At 31.3% G+C, this 15,521-nt stretch carries 12 protein-coding genes and 1 pseudogene; 1 reads left to right on the top strand and 12 read right to left on the bottom strand.

The window, feature by feature from the left end; translation table 11 throughout:
* Nucleotides 1-1,450 (bottom strand): zinc metalloprotease (locus tag OS191_RS11175; RefSeq protein ID WP_267155770.1); only part of this gene is annotated, 1,450 nt, incomplete at its 3' end.
* Nucleotides 1,451-1,618: 168 nt separating this feature from the next.
* Here OS191_RS11175 and OS191_RS11170 point away from each other — a divergent pair.
* Nucleotides 1,619-3,310 (top strand): ABC transporter ATP-binding protein, encoded by a 1,692-nt coding sequence (locus tag OS191_RS11170; RefSeq protein WP_267155769.1) that lies wholly within the window; start codon nt 1,619-1,621, stop codon nt 3,308-3,310.
* Between the two features lie 476 nt (nt 3,311-3,786).
* On the opposite strand, the gene OS191_RS11165 is transcribed toward OS191_RS11170, so the two are convergent.
* From OS191_RS11165 to OS191_RS11115, 11 genes and pseudogenes are all read right to left on the bottom strand, one after another.
* Nucleotides 3,787-4,440 carry a 3-oxoacid CoA-transferase subunit B gene (locus tag OS191_RS11165; protein ID WP_267155768.1) on the bottom strand — a complete coding sequence of 218 codons (654 nt, stop codon included), beginning with the start codon at nt 4,438-4,440 and terminating at the stop codon, nt 3,787-3,789.
* 39 nt (nt 4,441-4,479) lie between these two features.
* Nucleotides 4,480-4,833 (bottom strand): annotated as a pseudogene (locus OS191_RS11160) (four helix bundle protein).
* 27 nt (nt 4,834-4,860) lie between these two features.
* Nucleotides 4,861-5,562: a CoA transferase subunit A gene (locus OS191_RS11155; protein ID WP_267155767.1), complete on the bottom strand. Its 702-nt coding sequence runs from the start codon at nt 5,560-5,562 to the stop codon at nt 4,861-4,863.
* A gap of 79 nt (nt 5,563-5,641) precedes the next feature.
* Nucleotides 5,642-8,305, bottom strand: coding sequence for a carboxypeptidase-like regulatory domain-containing protein (locus tag OS191_RS11150; RefSeq protein ID WP_267155766.1), 2,664 nt, complete (start codon nt 8,303-8,305; stop codon nt 5,642-5,644).
* A gap of 464 nt (nt 8,306-8,769) precedes the next feature.
* Nucleotides 8,770-9,537, bottom strand: a complete 768-nt coding sequence (locus tag OS191_RS11145; protein WP_267155765.1) for a GLPGLI family protein — start codon at nt 9,535-9,537, stop codon at nt 8,770-8,772.
* A gap of 5 nt (nt 9,538-9,542) precedes the next feature.
* The gene (locus tag OS191_RS11140) at nt 9,543-9,779 is read right to left on the bottom strand and encodes a hypothetical protein (RefSeq protein WP_267155764.1); all 237 of its coding nucleotides are present in this window, start codon (nt 9,777-9,779) and stop codon (nt 9,543-9,545) included.
* A 118-nt stretch (nt 9,780-9,897) separates the two neighbouring features.
* A complete protein-coding gene (locus OS191_RS11135) occupies nt 9,898-10,647 on the bottom strand; it encodes a GLPGLI family protein (protein WP_267155763.1) in 750 nt (249 codons plus the stop codon).
* Nucleotides 10,648-10,685: 38 nt separating this feature from the next.
* Nucleotides 10,686-10,895, bottom strand: a complete 210-nt coding sequence (locus tag OS191_RS11130) for a hypothetical protein (RefSeq protein WP_267155762.1) — start codon at nt 10,893-10,895, stop codon at nt 10,686-10,688.
* A gap of 429 nt (nt 10,896-11,324) precedes the next feature.
* Nucleotides 11,325-13,667, bottom strand: a complete 2,343-nt coding sequence (locus OS191_RS11125) for a penicillin-binding protein 1A (RefSeq protein ID WP_267155761.1) — start codon at nt 13,665-13,667, stop codon at nt 11,325-11,327.
* Between the two features lie 4 nt (nt 13,668-13,671).
* Nucleotides 13,672-14,157: a gliding motility lipoprotein GldH gene (locus OS191_RS11120; RefSeq protein WP_267155760.1), complete on the bottom strand. Its 486-nt coding sequence runs from the start codon at nt 14,155-14,157 to the stop codon at nt 13,672-13,674.
* Nucleotides 14,147-15,316: a PSP1 domain-containing protein gene (locus OS191_RS11115; RefSeq protein WP_267155759.1), complete on the bottom strand. Its 1,170-nt coding sequence runs from the start codon at nt 15,314-15,316 to the stop codon at nt 14,147-14,149. Before OS191_RS11115 ends, OS191_RS11120 begins: the two co-directional genes overlap by 11 nt.
* Nucleotides 15,317-15,521 lie beyond the last annotated feature (205 nt).

The following is a 15,521-nucleotide window of genomic DNA, read 5'->3' as shown; positions in this document are numbered from 1 at the left end:
CACAAGATGAACCTCCACAATCAACTCCGGTTTCATCACCATTTTGAATACCATCTGTACATGTTGGAGCTGGTGCACCACCTAAACAGAAATCAGTGGCTTCTGAACTTCCAAAAGAACTCCCAGAAACTAATGTTCCAGTAGAACCTGTAACAGAGTAATTTCCATTACCGTAAGAGCAGCAGATGCCATCGCCATAAGTGTCCGTGATTGTGAATGTATAACATCCGTCTGGTAAACATAAGGTTTCAGAGATAGTAGATCCTCCAGCTGCAGACCCATAAGTTCCACCAGAAGCTACGGTTGTACCTGAACTATTTTTAAGTGACCATGCTGTCTCAGCAGGATAATTATCAAATTTAATAGATACAATAACTTCATTATCTGTACAAGAAGTTTCACAAGGTGCACAATCTGGTCCACCACAATCTACACCTGTTTCATTACCGTTTTGAACGCCATCTGAACAAGTTGGGGTATTTCCACCTCCATCACATTTTGTTGAAGCTCCAAGACTAGCTCTAGAACCTCCTGGAAGTAAGATTGCACGCATTCTGTTTTTCTGACCTTGTGTATATAGATTCATACACGCATCGTCGCTATAATCCATATAATTTTGTACCATATCTGTGGTTCCACAAGACACATGTCCGGTAGCACAACCATAGTTTGCAGCATCTGAGGTTGGTGTATCGCTAACATAATCGTCTACAGAACATCCACCATCGCCCCAAATATGACGCAGGTTTAAAAAATGACCTACTTCATGAGTTGTTGTTCTTCCTAAATTGAAAGGAGACGATAGGTAAAATCCAGAGCCTCCTTCTATACTTCCAAAATAATTTGGACCAATTACAACACCATCAGTAGATGCACTTCCTCCAGGAAATTGTGCGTAGCCTAAAATTCCTCCTCCAATATTACATACCCACATATTTAAGTATTGTGATGTATCCCAAGGGTTTACACCACCTTGAGCTGACTTTTTCATCGCATCGTTGGTTCCCCAAGATGTTTTTGTTGAAGACTTTCTAGTAATTCCATTGGTTGGATTTCCATTAGGATCTACAGTCGCCATACAAAACTGAATCTGTGTATCTGCAGCTTGAGACCACGTGTTGTTGGCATCAGAATTCATTCTTCTAAAATCGTCGTTTAATACTTGAATTTGCGATAAGATTTGTGCATCGCTAATATTCTCGTTAGAATTGCTGTAAATAACATGGACAACCACAGGAATTGTTATAATAGAACCATCAATTCTATTTTGTTCCATGTTTTGAATCTTGTTTTGAGTGTAAGTTTCAATTTGAGCCATTTTTTGCGCTAGACCAGGGTCTTGTTGCATTCTGTATTCTAAGTTATCCATAGAAGCACAATTTCGCTCTTGAGCAAAACTGTATCCACTAAAAAACAAACATAAAATTACTAGTGTGAGGGTTTTTTTCATGATAATAATTTAATTATTTTGGTTAATATTTATTAAAAATCCCATGAATGTAACTTTTTTTTGTGAAAATGGTAATATTAAAATTAATATTTTCGATAAAAAACAATAGCTTTTAATTTATTTACGGAAAAACCGTAATTAAAAATTGCAAAATAGCTACATTTACGTATGCAGAAAACTCATTTGCTTCATATTAAAAATTTATCTATTTCCTTTATTTCCAATAAGATTGAGAAAGAGATTATCCATAATATTTCCTTTAATTTAAAAACCAATCAAATTCTTGGAATTGTTGGAGAATCCGGTTCTGGAAAATCGGTGTCGTCTCTTGCTATACTTGGATTATTACCAAAACAAATTTCAAAAACAACCAATGGAAGTATTTTGTATGATGGTGTAGATTTAACTAAAATTAATTCCAAGGATTTTCAAAAAATAAGAGGGAACGATATTGCCATGATTTTTCAAGAACCTATGAGTTCTTTAAATCCATCCATGTCTTGTGGAAAACAAGTATTAGAAATTTTATTACAGCACACAAAACTCTCTAAAAAGGAAGCTAAAACTGAGACTTTAGAACTTTTTAAAAAGGTAAAACTCCCAAATCCGGAACGCGTTTATAGAGCTTATCCGCATGAAATCTCTGGTGGTCAGAAGCAACGGGTTATGATTGCCATGGCAATAGCATGTAAACCTAAAATTTTGATTGCAGACGAACCAACAACAGCTTTAGATGTTACCGTTCAAAAGGAAATTATTTTACTCTTAAAACAGTTGCAGGCTGAAGAAGACATGAGCATTATTTTTATTTCGCACGATTTATCTCTGGTATCTGAAATTTCAGATCGGATTTTAGTTATGTATCAAGGGAATATTGTAGAGCAAGGTTCTGTTCTTCAAATTTTTAAAAGTCCCGAACATATTTATACAAAAGCCTTGATCAACTCCAAACCTTCCCTAGATGTGCGATTAAAAAGACTTCCTACCATAAAAGATTTTATGAATGAAACTACGGATAGGTCTATTGTTTCTAGCGAAGACAGAAAGCTATTTCATAAAAACATTTATTCTAAAGCACCATTATTAGAAGTGATTAATTTGGAGAAATCTTATATTTCTAAACCTGGTTGGTTTTCTAAACCTGAAGTTTTTAAAGCTGTAGATCAAGTTAATTTTAAATTATATGAAGGTGAAACCCTTGGTTTAGTTGGAGAATCTGGTTGTGGGAAATCTACTCTAGCAAATGCCATTTTACAATTGGATAAAGCCACATCTGGGTCTATTTTATATAACGGATTAAATATCAATAAACTAACTAAAAAAGAAGTAAGAAAACTTAGAAAAGACATTCAAATTATTTTTCAAGATCCTTATGCTTCATTAAATCCACGAATTCCTGTTGGGAAAGCCATTATGGAACCAATGAAAGTTCATGGTATTGGAGTTTCAGAGAAAGAAAGAAAAAATCTCGTTTTAGATTTATTGCTGAAAGTTGGTTTAGATGAAACGTATTTTAATAGATATCCTCATGAATTTTCTGGAGGACAAAGACAGCGAATTGGTATTGCGCGAGCCATTTCTATAGAGCCAAAATTAATTATTTGCGATGAGTCTGTTTCCGCTTTAGACATTTCTGTTCAAGCACAAGTACTTAATTTGTTGAACGATTTAAAAGAGAATTTTGGATTTACTTATATTTTTATTTCACACGATCTAGCTGTGGTAAAATATATGTCCGATCAATTAATTGTAATGAATCAAGGACAAATTGAAGAAATGGACGATGCAGATGTTATTTATAACCACCCGAAGAAAGACTATACCAAAAAATTAATTCATGCTATTCCAAAAGGGTTATAGCATGAATATTTTTTTAGTCAAATACAGTAAACTTTTAATAAAGCGTCCAGTACTTTGCAAACTTGTATAAAGTTTGCTCTCGTAATTTGTAGGTTGTTTAGGTAGATTTGAGGCAAAATTCATAATAAGTAGGTTTTTGGTAGATTTGGGTTTTGTTTTCTTTAAATCTTAAATTTATAATAGATTTGGGGCAAATTACAAACTCAATTTTTTAAAGAACTAGGTTAATTAGTTGTTTTGATTTGGTTCTGCTAATATGAAACTTTTTTTGAGTTACTCAGCTAAAATACATAATAAATCGATGAAATACATTAAATTTTAACATTTAATAAAAATTATTATTACTTTTCCTACAATGAGTTATTGAAAATAATAAGTTTAAAAAAAGAAAAGCCATAATGTCTTGAATGTTAATAATACATATCCAAGACATTATGGCTAAAATTTATATAAAGTGTTTTAGGCTTTTAAATATTCTAAATACTCATTTCAGGAATATCACCCTCAACAATTAAAGTACCTTCTGTAGCTTTCTGGATTTCTTCTACAGAAACTCCTGGAGCACGTTCTAAGAGTTTAAATCCATTTTCAGTAACTTCTAGAACGGCTAGATTAGTCACCACCTTTTTAACACAGCCTACGCCCGTTAAAGGTAAACTACATTTTTTAAGTAGTTTAGAGTCGCCCGCTCTGTTGGTATGCATCATGGCAACAATAATATTTTCGGCACTAGCAACTAAATCCATGGCACCACCCATCCCTTTTACCATTTTTCCTGGTATTTTCCAATTGGCTATATCGCCATTCTCTGCTACTTCCATTGCGCCAAGAATGGTCAAATCTACGTGTTGTCCACGAATCATAGAAAAGCTCATGGAGGAGTCAAAAAAACTAGCTCCAGGTAAAGCGGTAATAGTTTGTTTTCCTGCATTTATAAGATCGGCATCTTCTTCGCCTTCAAAAGGAAAAGGCCCCATTCCTAGAATTCCGTTTTCACTTTGGAATTCCACTTCTATATCGTCTCTTACATAATTAGCTACTAGAGTTGGAATACCAATTCCTAGATTAACATAGTAGCCATCTTGTACTTCTTTAGCTATGCGTTTAGCAATTCCTGTTTTATCTAACATAATTTTATTTGATAATGTGTTAATTTGATGATTTGAAAATTAGCTTTTTTTACTAGTTGATATAATTTTAGAAATAACTAGAATTACAGATTTCAAATCTTTTAATAATTTTTCATTTGGATTCGGATAAAACTCAGATGACTCACAAAGTTTTAGCCAATACTCTAATTCATCAGCTTCTTTTGCTGAAATTTTAAATTTATGAATAAAGTCTTTTTTACTTTCAGCATTTTGAGCTTCTCTAATATTAGCTCCAATAGAAGTACCACTTCTAAAAATTTAGGACGCCATTTCAAATTTGTTTTTAGCTCTAATTTCTTCAGAAAATGAAATAACATCAATAGCTAGTGTAAATGTTAATTTTACGATTAAATTATCTTTGTCATTTTTCATTTTCAAATCATTTAATCATCAAATTGATTAATCTCTTTGTCTAACTGTAAGTTGCTCAATACGTTTCTCATAAGCTTCCCCTTGAAAAATACGTTGTACAAAAATACCTGGAATATGAATTTGGTTAGGATCTAGAGTTCCAACAGGAACTAATTCTTCCACCTCAGCAACGGTAATTTTTGCAGATCCACACATGGCTGGATTAAAATTTCTTGCTGTTCCTTTAAAAACTAAATTCCCTGCTGCATCGCCTTTCCAAGCTTTTACAAAAGTAAAATCGGCTTTAAAGGCATGTTCTAAGACATACATTTTTCCATTAAACTCTCTTACTTCTTTGCCTTCTGCCACTTCAGTTCCATAACCTGCAGGTGTAAAAAATGCAGGGAAACCAGATTGCGCTGCACGGCAACGTTCTACCAAAGTTCCTTGTGGAACTAGTTCTACATCTAATTCGCCGCTTAACATCTGACGTTCAAACTCGTCGTTTTCACCTACATAAGACGAAATCATTTTCTTTATTTGTTTTTTATGAAGTAGTAAACCCAGGCCAAAATCATCGACTCCTGCATTATTTGAAATGCAAGTCAAGCCTTTTAAGTTTAACTTTACAAGCTCGTTGATGCTGTTTTCTGGAATCCCACAAAGTCCAAAACCCCCAAGCATAAAGGTCATATTATCTTGAACCCCATCAAGAGCTTCATGAACATTTGCCACTTTTTTATTAATCATGTTACTGTCATTTTATTGTAGTGGAAAAATACGAAAATCTAAGAACGATTTCTAGTATTTAGGAAGAATTTAATAAGAATTACAACTTATAAGATATCTTAAACATAAGTATTCTTGGCATGATAAAAGTTTTACTATCACTTATTAAAAAACTAGAAAAAGAATTTTGTTGTTTATATTTTGTGTCAAATATATTAGTTACTGCTATTTCAAATCCCCAAGGAGAATCCTCTTTATTATAAAATAAAGAAGCATTTGCATTATCAAACCGATTATTAAAGGTAACACTCTTGTTTTTATAGGCATCTAAACTATAATTCATTTTAAGAATAAAATCGTTTAAAAAATCATATTCAAGGTTTACAAAAAAAATGTCATTCTCAAATTTTGTTTTATTGTTAAATGCTTCATACGTATTAAATTCTTTGGTATAGCCTATATCAAAATTTGGCCATTTTTTAAAAAATGTTTCAAGACTTAATGTAGATGATACCCCTTTTGAGATATTCTTATTGGTTTCATTGTTTAATAATTGATAGAAATCATTATAACTATAACTAGTTCTAAATTTATAACGAACTTTATTAATCTTTTTTGCAAAGGCTCCATTAAAAGACCATGTATTCTCTGGTTGGTCAAATAAAATTAATGTGTCATACTGATTGATACCCTGTAACTGGGTTACAGTTTTAAACTGTTTTACTTTTTTATTGTACTTAAGCATTGCATTAATACTTAGCCCTTTAAATAAGCTAAATTTATAATAACTTAAACTTACTGAATGATACAATTGATTAGCTAAAGTAGGATTCCCTTTAAAAACGCTATTAAAACTAGACAACACAAAATTACTAGCCAATTGGTCAACCGTTGGGAATTGCGTATTTAATTGATATTTAAAGTTGATTTTTTCACTATTATTAAATTCCAATTTTGTTGTGAATTGAGGCAAAAGCAAAGCTTTGTTATTTGTATAACTCAAATCAAACTGTTTGGTATTCCAAAAGTAAAAATGATAATATAAAGCTGGTTTAAAAGTAGCAATCCCAATTTGGAATTTGTATTCTAACCCTATAAAGGTGTTGAAGAATTGATAACTAAAATCGTTGCCAAAACCAGCATCTGAAAAATTGTTTACTTGTCCATCTGTAAGCACTTGTTCGTCATTAGTATATAAATCACTAAATGCGACATTTGTCCCAAAACTCATGTATAAATGATTGTAATTATTTAATACCCAATAATCTTTAATTAACCCATTAAAATTGTGTGTTTTCAGTTTTTTTGTTTGAAAAACATTATAAAAAACATCATCTTCTAATGGAATTAAACCTTGTAGAATTTGCTGATTTGATAGCCAGTTAGTGATAGGCTTATCATTTTGAAAATTATAAGTGGCTTCAAGAACTCCTGTATGGTCCTGCGATAATTTTAAACTGTAATTTACATTTTGTTTTATGTTTAAGTTTTTACTATCTATTTGCGTTTTAATAGTATTGTTTTGAGTTGGATTTATGGTATTAATAAAACCATAACTATTCAAATTCGAAACTTTAACAAAGCTATTGAAAGCCAAATCTTCTTTAAAACTAGGCTCGTAATCTAAAGTGAGTTTTGCAATGGTAAAAAAGGTGTTAAATTTATTGTTTTCGGTTCTAGTTTCATTAAACGGTGTTGTGTTGTCTAAATATACATTCTCGGTAAGATCTAAAGTTTCTGTTTTAGAGTTATTTGTTATTACATAACCACTAATATCTGTTACAGGACTAATAGCTTGTCTAATATTTAAGGCCCCAAATTGATTGGTATTTGATTTAAAATCTTGATTGATTAAATACTTTGCAAAATCACTATTCATTAAATTAAGATAGCTTCCAGCATCTTCAATAAGCTTTCCAAAACCACCTTCAAACTCTAAATAATCATTAAAAGTAAATCTCTTATTTCCTGTATTGTTTAAATCTCCAATAAAATTCAAATTGGTTTTAGGGCTGTAATAAAATAATTTAGGATGAACAAGATATCGTTCTTTAATCCCAGCTCCAGCTTCAACATCTCCAAAAACAAACTTTTTTTTATCTTCTTTAAGTTTTATATCCAAGGCCATATCTTCGCTATCTTGTAAGCCTTTAAGCATGGCAATCTCATTATAGTTATCTAACACCACAACTTCTTCTACAGCATCGGCAGGAATATTATTAACTGCCAACTTACTGTTTCCAGTAAAAAACGTTTTTCCTTCTACTAATACTTTCGTAATTTTTTTACCTTGGGCTGTTACATTGCCATCACGATCCACTTCTATTCCAGGAAGTTTTTTTAAAACATCTCTAAGTTTACGTTCCTCACCAGTAATAAAAGCATCCGTTCTATATGTAATGGTATCTTTTTTTACCGAAATTGGTATTTTATATGTTAAACTAACTTCATTTAGTTTACTAACGTCTTCAACTAAAACAAAATCTTTATTCATGTCTTCGTTATAAGTAATAATATTTATTTCTTTCGGGAAGTATCCTAAATAACTTATAGTTAATTTATACTGTTGTTCAGATTCAAGTTTTAATAAAAAATTACCTCTAGAATCTGTTATGGCAAAACGTATGTCTTTGTTTTCTAATTCAGGGATAGCCAAAATATTAGCATATTCTAAAGGGCTTTTTAGAGAGTCTGTAACCTGACCCTTTATGGAGATATTTTGTGAATAAGCAGAACATACTGACAAAAGAAGTACAACTTTCAACAATATGTTTCTTATAATACAACTCATAAATTAATCTCTAGAATACGATTCCTTTAATTTTTTAAAAAGGTTTAAATTAATAGAATTAGGATCGCTTTTATACTTTTTCGTTAAATTGTTATAAAGGTTTTCTATAATAACAGAATAAATTATATACCATGATATTTCTTAAATTAAACTCTATACGATAACTCCTTTAAATAAAAATAGAATAAGGAAAGATGCTGTTATTTTTTTAAAAACATAAAATTAAATTAAATAGCCATATAGGTTAGTAATATCTATATGGCTATTTAATTTATAAGCAATTTTCTAGTCCCATTTTAAAACAACCATCAGCTAAAAAGCCATCGACACTAAAATATTCATAAATTAAACCTTCATAATAACATGAAATATCTTCATGAAATGTAATAAAATTTAAAGAGTCTAGTTAACTTTAAATATTTAAGCATGCGCCACGATTAATCTTCTATATAATTCTCCATTTTTTTGTTTAAATTCCCAACTAAACTTTCAAATTCTTGTTGGGTCATCGCTTTAGATTCATCCACTTTTTTAATCTTTACACTTACTAATGGCTCTATTTTATCTACTGTAACTACAGCTCCTTTTAAATTGACTTCTGCAATTAAACCAGGTAATCCCATAAAAATATCTGGACCAGACTGAATAGGGATTGTTGGAATAAACCAAGCTTCAACTACAAAGTCTTCTTTTGTTATTATGTCAAAATAACGACCTTCTGCTTTCATTGCATCATAGCCTAATATTTTTTTAGTTTCCTTCTTTATTTTCCAATTAAAAACATAACCCTTCCTTTTTACAACATAATCTTGACCTCCTAAATTTCTAAAAAAAACAATGCTGTCTTTTTTAAAATTGCTGTATACCTTTTCATTAAATGAAGCAAACCTTTTTGCCAAAATTAATTGCATATGTTCTTGGGAATATTCGTTTACTTTACTTAAAACATTTTCCGACTCAAAGTAAGAATATTCTTTACTTGTTGTAAGAATATAATTTACATCTTTCGCACGATTAATAACTTGTTCTGTAAAACGTTTACCTTTTTCGTCCAGATTATCAATGGAACCATGAAGTTTAATTTCTGAAATATAATAAGTTACCTTATAATATTTTGTTTGTGAGAATAAACTTGAAAAAAAACCAAAAAAAATGAGGCACAAAATAATCTTTAAAGTGCCATTATGTGAAAATAGAAAGTTCATTTTTATTATTCGAATAAAGCTTGACAATTTGCTACAAGACCATTAAAATCACCAACATTGCCAATGTTAACTCCACCATAATATTCATTGAAAAGGTCATGATAAAAAGAAAAACAACTTTGTTCTGGTTCGAAAGCTAATAATTCTAATTTACTGGCTACTGTTTCATTATAATTTGTTGTATGAGCATTTAATGATATTAACATTATATGAATTGTAGTTAAACTATATAATTTTTTCATGATTTCTAAAATTTTAAACCTATTTAATTATTAAATAACAAGTTGATTAAACTAAATTGTTGGCTTTTGATAAAGCCCAGAAGTTTTAACTTTAGAAGTTTTGTTTTTGAAGTTTTAATTAGTCTTCAAATAAATATTTTGATTTTGATTTTACTAGTTTTGAATAATCAGTTTCAGATATTAAAGTGCCTTTTTTTGGAATACTTAATTCTGAGTTTTCATTTTGTATATTAAGCTTTATTTCGGAAGCATAATAATACATTTTATCATCTTGAGTAGCTTCTAAAACAAGTCCAGGAAGCCCATCCATTCCTTGTGGTCCAAAAGGAAATGGAATTTCTGGTGTAAACCAAACGGTTGTTGTAAACTCTTTATTGGTATTTGAAATTGAGTTACTAACATATCTAATTGAGGTAGCTTTATAACACAAATATTTTCCAATCTGTTTTGTTTCTTTGGTAATTTCCCATTCTAAGCTTTTAAACTGAATTGAAATATTAAATAGTTCATCAGAAAACCATTTTTGGATCATTTTGTTTTTATTATCTAAATCTACATAGTAATCTCCATTAACAAACACAGACGCAATTTTATGAGAAAGATCATTGTCATCTATTCCCAATTTTTTTATTTGTTTAAAAACACTAAATTGATTATTAAAAACTAAACGACATTCTATCTGATTTATAGCTTTATTTATATCTTCAATTCTGTTTTTAATTTGAGGATCCATTTTTGTATTTAAATCTTCTTTCATGAAGATCTTATAATTTACTTCATTAATGCTTTGAGCATTGATAAAAACACTAATAAATACAAATATTAGGATAGAAAATAATTTTATACTATTAAGTTTTTGTTTTTGCATGCTTAATATTTATTTTTTTATTAGTGTTTTATAACTGGTTAACAGCCTTGTATCAATAATAAAACAAGCTCTGCTCCTTGATCTTCAGACAAACCACTGTTTGCCATATGATAAAATGCAATTGCTCTTGCTTCATCTATACAATCCATCGTTTCGCTTAAAGCTACTTGATTATTTAAATTTTCATTCGCGTTTAAGTTAGTTGTTAATAAGAATGCAAATGCAACTATACTAAATACTTTTTTCATAATTTCTAAAATTTTAAACCTGCTTAATTAATTATATAACAGGTTGATTAAACTAAATTGTTGGCTTTTGTTAAAGTCCAGAAGTTTTAACTTTAGAAGTTTTTGAAGTTTTGTTTTTTTGAAGTTTTATGCTATTTGCTCAATTTTGGGAGAATATAAAAAACTGACGCCAGTGTGATCTTGATCGTGTTTCAAGCAATTTTATCAAGACTTCAAAACCCAATGCCATTGCTTTCAACAAGTCAAACTTATAAAAAAAAAACTTTTTACATAAGCATTTTTAAGAAATTTGCGCATTTCATCGAAAAGTTGGTAAACCCATTACGGTTTTTCCGTAATTGGTTTATTTACAAAACGTTTTAGAGTAAAGAATAAAAAAGCCATTCTAAAAAGAATGGCTAAATTAATATGTGTGTATTATTTCATCTATTAGAAATCCAATTCATCAGGCACCTCAACATCTGGTGCGTTGGAATCTGTACTATTATTTGGATCGTAATTGTCACAATCTACTTCAATGGTAAGTTCTAAAGGTTTTTCAAAATCTGAGGTAGAAATTTCTAAATCTTCATCTGCATAACAACTCTTCATATAAACTCCCCAAATAGGTAAAGCCATGGCTGCACCTTGCCCATAAGTAATGGTTCTAAAATGTGTCGCTCGATCTTCGCCACCTACCCAAACTCCAGTGACTAAGTTTGGCACCATACCCATAAACCAACCATCACTTTGGTTTTGTGTGGTTCCTGTTTTTCCTGCAATAGGATTTTTAAATTCGTATGGATATCCCGTGATAATCTCTCTATAATCTGCGCGATAAGCATCGGCTCCCTTAGTTCTTAATCTAACTCCTGAACCACCTTCGGTTACACCTTCCATTAATTTAACTGTAACATAAGCTGCTTCTTCACTTAGGACATCTCTAGATTCTGGTGTAAATTGATATAAAATAGTTCCATTTTTATCCTCAATATGTGTTACCATAACTGGTTTGGTATAAACTCCTTGGTTAGCAAAGGTCGAATAAGCTCCTACCATTTCGTAAACACTTAAATCGGCAGTTCCTAAACCAATTGAAGGTACCACAGGAATATTGGCTTCTACACCTAGTTTTTTAACTAAATCTACAACAGGTTGTGGCCCTACTTTATCCATTAATCTAGCTGTAATGGTATTTATAGAATTTGCCAAAGCACTTTTTAGCGTACGTGAACCACCATATTGCCCATCGGAATTTTTAGGTGTCCAAGGTTCTGGGTTTCCAAATTTTCCAGCTTCAATGGTTATTTGTGTATTAGGCAACTCGTCGCAAGGAGATAAATGCAATTGATCTATAGCTGTAGCATATACGAATGGTTTAAAGGTAGACCCTACTTGTCTTCTAGCTTGCTTTACGTGATCGTATTGAAAATGTCTGTAATTTACACCACCAACCCATGCTTTTACATGTCCTGTTTGTGGATCCATAGACATCATGCCTGTATGTAAAAACGACTTATAATAACGCATAGAATCCATTGGTTTCATAATGGTGTCAATCTCTCCTTTCCAGGAAAAAACAGTCATCTGAGTTGGTTTATCAAAAGATGCGATAATCTCGTCGTCGTCTTTATTTAAATCGTATTTCATATGTCTCCAGCGTTCACTTTGTTTCATAGAACGCTTCATTAGTGCATCAATTTCAATTTTGCTCAATTCCAGAAAAGGTGCTGTTGGATTTCTATCTGGTGTATTTTGATGGTCAAATTCTGCTTGTAGCCTTGGCATGTGTTGTTGTACAGCATCTTCGGCATATTTTTGCATTCTAGAATCAATGGTTGTGTATACTTTTAAACCATCGCCATACAGATTGTATTTTTCTCCATCTGGTTTTGGGTTATTCTTAATCCAATCTTTCATAAAACCATCTAGATAAGCTCTAAAATAAGTTGCAATACCATCGCGATGTGACTGTGGAGAATAACGCAACTCTAATTCTGTTGCTTGAAGCGAGTCCTTTACCTTTTCAGAGATAAAATTATATTTCGCCATCTGGTTTAAAACAACGTTTCGCCTGTTTCTAGTTCCTACAGGATTTCTATGATCTCTTGGGTTATAAAGCGAGGAGTTTTTAAACATCCCAACCAACATGGCAGATTCTTTAATGTCTAATTCGTTTGGTTCTTTGTCGAAATAAATACTAGCTGCTGAACGGATTCCATCACCATTATTACCAAAATCGTAAATATTAAAATACATAGCAATAATTTCTTCTTTGGTATATTGACGTTCTAATTTAATGGCAATAATCCATTCTTTTAGTTTCTGGGTTATTCTACCAATTGTGTTGGTAGAGCCTTCACCATGAAACAACTGTTTTGCCAATTGTTGAGAAATGGTACTGGCACCACCACCTCCACCTAATTTTGCAATTGCTCTTAAAGTTCCTCTGGCATCTATTCCTGAATGCTCATAATATCTTACATCTTCCGTTGCAATTAAAGCATCTATTAAATGCTGTGGTAAATCATCGTAATCAACAGGTGTTCTATTATCGTTAAAATAAAATTTACCTAAGGTTTTTCCGTCTGAAGAAATAATTTCGGTAGCTAGATTTGTTTTAGGATTTTCTAATATGGTATAGTCTGGAAGGTCTCCAAAAACACCCCATGATGCTAATAAAAATAGCGTGACAACAAATAAAATGCCTGCTATAAACAGTTTCCAAAACCATCTAACGTAGCTTGAAAAATCTTGATTCTTTTCTGTTTGTTTCTTTTTTGTTTTAGCCATAAATTTATTTTGCAGCTGGTTTTTCTATTCTAAATCCAATATCTGTAATCCCTTCTAAATTAACAACACCATTAACCTTACCGTTTTCTCTCATGGCATGTTGAATATTTACAGTATAATCTCCTGTTTCATTAAAAACAACTTGCTCTTTATACCACAATTTGTTTTCTTTTACATCTGCAAATCCTGTGCCTAAAAATTCGCCATTAGGCTGTGTCATTTTATATTCTAAAGTGTCTTTTAAGGTCTTGCCATGAGGAAACTTCATTTCAACAATTAAAAAAAGGTTGCTATATTTATACTCGTTATTGTTTCTTAAATTAACATATAGGTTATACGTATTTAAGGTGTCTGGTGGATGTATTTTAAAACTAATAATAGAATCTTTATGCCATTTATTAGGTACCGATTGGTATTTGTCAAACACACTATTAGAATCGCAAGACGCGATTAGAAACGCCAAAAGAATTAACAAAACACTATTTCGCATTATTTTTTTTGTTTTGAGGTTTTCTTCTTTTTTTGTTTTTGTTTCTTTTATTTTTCTTGTTTGGTCCTTTAGAATCAAAACGCGTTAAACTATCTTGTCCTACAACGTTTTCAAATTCGCTTTTAGTATCTGCTATGAGATCTGAAGCATATTCTTCTAAACTAGCTACCTTTTCTTTTTTCTTGTTTAATTCTATAATTTCTCTAGCTTGCTTCGTTGTTATCACGTGCCAATTACTCCATTCGCCTTCGTAAGCAAACCACATATGACCTTTAAAAATATCTGTTTTCTGACATACAGCCGTTCCTTTTTCGGTATACAGTTTCACATCGGATTTAGGAAAATCTTTAAGTGCATCTAAGTAAGTGTCTAACTCGTAATTAAGACAGCATTTTAATTTTCCACATTGTCCTGCTAATTTTTGAGGATTTAAAGAAAGTTGCTGGTAACGTGCAGCTGAAGTACTTACCGAACGAAAATCTGTTAACCAGGTAGAACAGCATAATTCTCTTCCGCAAGATCCAATCCCTCCAAGTCTTGAAGCTTCTTGACGAAAGCCAACTTGCTTCATCTCGATTCTGGTTTTAAATTCCCTTGCATACATTTTTATAAGCTCTCTAAAATCGACACGATCTTCTGCAGTATAGTAAAAAGTGGCTTTGCTTCCATCTCCCTGAAATTCAATATCTGAAATCTTCATTTGAAGCCTAATATCAATAGCAAATTGGCGTGCTTTCACTTTCATTGGTTCTTCTTTGTCTCTATATTCAGACCAAATATCAATGTCTTTTTGTGAAGCTTTTCGGTATATTTTTAAGGTTTCTTCATCAGTTTCAGAAACCTTTTTTCGTTTCATTTGAATTCTAACAAGTTCCCCTGTAAGGGTTACCATACCCACATCATGTCCAAATTGTGCTTGAGTAGCAACAATGTCTCCAATGCTTAAAGTTAATTTTTCTGTATTTTTATAATAGTGTTTTCTTCCATTTTTAAAACGCACTTCTACCCAGTCAAAAGGTTCTTGACCATTAGGAAGCGTCATATTGGCTAACCAATCGAATACAGTTAGTTTATTACAGCTATCTGTGCCACAAGTACCATTGTTTTTACAACCCTTAGGTTGTCCATCTTTGCCTGTTGAGCAAGTGTTACAACTCATATGTTTTATGTATATATAGATTCTGAAAACCGTAACAGCCTCCAGAAGAAGATTAATAATTCTTTTAAAGATGTAAAGATAAGATTATTTATTAAGTTAAAATACTTATAGCCTAGCTTGCTTTCTGAAAATAGATACATATTTAATGTGCTGTAATACAATTATTTAAAAAATAATACTCTTTTAAAAACAATGTTTTAAACAA

The sequence above is a fragment of the Xanthomarina sp. F2636L genome, assembly GCF_026410195.1.
Taxonomy (GTDB): domain Bacteria; phylum Bacteroidota; class Bacteroidia; order Flavobacteriales; family Flavobacteriaceae; genus Xanthomarina.
Note: the sequence above shows the minus strand (reverse complement) of the source record. Positions and strands in the feature narration are given on the sequence as shown.

Coding starts and splice junctions, on each gene's coding strand:
- OS191_RS11170 (WP_267155769.1), top strand. CDS start 1,619: ATGCAGAAAACTCATTTGCTTCATATTAAAAATTTATCTATTTCCTTT.
- OS191_RS11145 (WP_267155765.1), bottom strand. CDS start 9,537: ATGAACTTTCTATTTTCACATAATGGCACTTTAAAGATTATTTTGTGC.
- OS191_RS11165 (WP_267155768.1), bottom strand. CDS start 4,440: ATGTTAGATAAAACAGGAATTGCTAAACGCATAGCTAAAGAAGTACAA.
- OS191_RS11115 (WP_267155759.1), bottom strand. CDS start 15,316: ATGAGTTGTAACACTTGCTCAACAGGCAAAGATGGACAACCTAAGGGT.
- OS191_RS11140 (WP_267155764.1), bottom strand. CDS start 9,779: ATGAAAAAATTATATAGTTTAACTACAATTCATATAATGTTAATATCA.
- OS191_RS11135 (WP_267155763.1), bottom strand. CDS start 10,647: ATGCAAAAACAAAAACTTAATAGTATAAAATTATTTTCTATCCTAATA.
- OS191_RS11120 (WP_267155760.1), bottom strand. CDS start 14,157: ATGCGAAATAGTGTTTTGTTAATTCTTTTGGCGTTTCTAATCGCGTCT.
- OS191_RS11125 (WP_267155761.1), bottom strand. CDS start 13,667: ATGGCTAAAACAAAAAAGAAACAAACAGAAAAGAATCAAGATTTTTCA.
- OS191_RS11130 (WP_267155762.1), bottom strand. CDS start 10,895: ATGAAAAAAGTATTTAGTATAGTTGCATTTGCATTCTTATTAACAACT.
- OS191_RS11155 (WP_267155767.1), bottom strand. CDS start 5,562: ATGATTAATAAAAAAGTGGCAAATGTTCATGAAGCTCTTGATGGGGTT.